Source organism: Alteromonas halophila (assembly GCF_014651815.1).
Taxonomy (GTDB): domain Bacteria; phylum Pseudomonadota; class Gammaproteobacteria; order Enterobacterales; family Alteromonadaceae; genus Alteromonas; species Alteromonas halophila.
The window spans coordinates 1-2,103 of record NZ_BMXP01000021.1 but is presented as its reverse complement, the minus strand read 5'-3'; the positions used below and the strand labels follow the sequence as shown (position 1 = coordinate 2,103).

Genomic DNA, 2,103 nt, shown 5'->3' with positions numbered 1-2,103 from the left:
CGTTGAGCGTGCGCTGAATGCAAGGCCAAGGAAATGCCTTGGGTTTAAACAACCATCGGTGGTCTTCAATGAATTACGAAGAACAGCTTAATTTAGCGAGTGGTGCACTTCGGGGTTGAATCCGCGGTAACTTCTACAGAGGGAAGTAACACGACGGTAAAAGTTTTCCCTTTATATTCAACCTGTTCATTTATTACTTCGATACTTTCTTGTATGTAGAATTTTGGATACTTACTTTCTAAGTTAGCAGCCTGAGCAAAAGAGGCATAAGCAAAGATAACATAGAACAGTGTTACGAATTTCATAATATCTTTCCCTTTATATTCCTATAAATACCATAGGCTTTGCTGTGCATTTTTTCAACAGTTAGTTAAGAGTATCTAGATCGCTTCTCATGAATTTTACGATTAAATCAGTAATCACTGTTTATGCTCACCGTTTCCAAAACACCATAAACTTACCGTCGGTTTATTGTCTGAAGCTGACCAGCTAACACGGCTCGAAAACAGACTGCAACGTACGTAAAGCGGTCCTTGGCGGAGTGAGTTTTCCATCGCAAAAGGCATAGGCTAAAAGAAAAGTCATCAATACATTGAGATACAAATCCTTGGCATAAATGCCATTGCTAGCAGTTCACGCTCATAGCTATAAATGTCTCCGATCAGAGCAAACTTTTCTTGTGTCAATTGGTCAAGCGTCAATATCCGAAATTCAAGGCACACTTTTCACAGGGTAAACCTCCTCTTCAAATAAATTTTCGCACTTATAGATACATGAGAAACCTTTTACTTATAGGAATTAAGCCGTGCATTAAATAAAACAATATGGATTCACTCAATTTCGTTAACTTAAATCAAGCTGCCACTGTTGGTGACCACTTTCTTCTATTGAAATAAATTTTTACAAAGTGACTAGCATTTGTCGTATTACAATAACTTTTAGCTGTTAAGGTAATTAAAAATCACTGGGGCGAAACGATGTTATCACTTACGAAAACGCCGAAAGAAAGAACTAAAGAATGCCTTTCTGCTGGACAGACTATTATTAAATTCACTCTCCTATTGATAATCTCCAGTATTTCTGGTTGTCGAATTTGGGATATGGCTAATTTTCAATGGCAAAACGCTAATGCAAATGTGTCTTGGGGCGAAGGAAAGAGTGATACGGTAGTTCCATTTACAATGCTTAATAACCATATTATCGTCAATACTACTATAAATGGGGTAGAAGGGTTTCGTTTCGTATTAGATTCTGGAGCAGCCGCAACTGTAGTCACTGAAACAGCTGCCACCAGATTATTGGGGTTTTCTCAAAGCAAGCCATTCAAAATATCCGGTTCTGGGAATGGTGATGATCCTACTGCCTACATCGTCAATGATACGCAAATAGAGGTTGGTGACTTCTCAATTACAGATTTATCTGTCATATACGCCCCTACTTCAGCTATGCCATTTGATAGTATTGAAGAAACGTATTTTGACGGCGTATTAGGCGCAGATTTTTTCAATTGCTGCCTAATCGAAATAAACCATGATGAGCAGTCACTTAAAATCTCCTCACCTACCCCTCAAAATTATCAAAATTATGCTTCTCAATCATGGTATAGCATAGAAATTCAAGTAGAAGATAATACCCCTTATTTAGAAGCAATAATAACAAACGGCCAGACAGAGAAAGTTGTTAAAGTCATGCTTGATACGGGATCCACCGGAACGCTGAGTTTGTTTACTGCCAACCAAAATTTTGTGATACCAGATAATAATTATGATGCTCGAACTACAGGGGTTAGTGGCGATACATCAAACAAAGTAGGACTATTAAATTCTTTGATCATTGGTGAGCAAAACTTTACTCAGTTACCTACATACTTTCGTGTAGTAGGGAGCAACCCTCAAAGTGGTAGTCATGGTGTATTGGGCAACGAGATTATGCAACGCTTTAATATGGTTTTTGACTTCACAGGTGAAAAGATTTGGGCCCGAATTCAGATAATAAGTGCACCACTCATGGTTAAACGGTGAGAAGAGATCAACTGCCTGTTGGTGGTACTCTGTAATCGCCAAAAAACAAGAGTATTACCATGAGTTACAAGCAGTTGATCGA

At 38.4% G+C, this 2,103-nt stretch carries 2 protein-coding genes; one reads left to right on the top strand and one right to left on the bottom strand.

The window, feature by feature from the left end; all coding sequences use genetic code 11:
* Positions 1–92 precede the first annotated feature (92 nt).
* On the bottom strand, positions 93–305 hold the full coding sequence (locus IE054_RS17660) for a hypothetical protein (protein ID WP_189408580.1): 213 nt from the start codon (positions 303–305) through the stop codon (positions 93–95).
* Between the two features lie 672 nt (positions 306–977).
* Between IE054_RS17660 and IE054_RS17655 the strand changes: the two genes are divergently transcribed.
* Complete coding sequence (locus IE054_RS17655) at positions 978–2,021, top strand: aspartyl protease family protein (RefSeq protein WP_189408578.1); 1,044 nt, start codon at positions 978–980, stop codon at positions 2,019–2,021.
* The last annotated feature ends 82 nt before the right edge of the window (positions 2,022–2,103 follow it).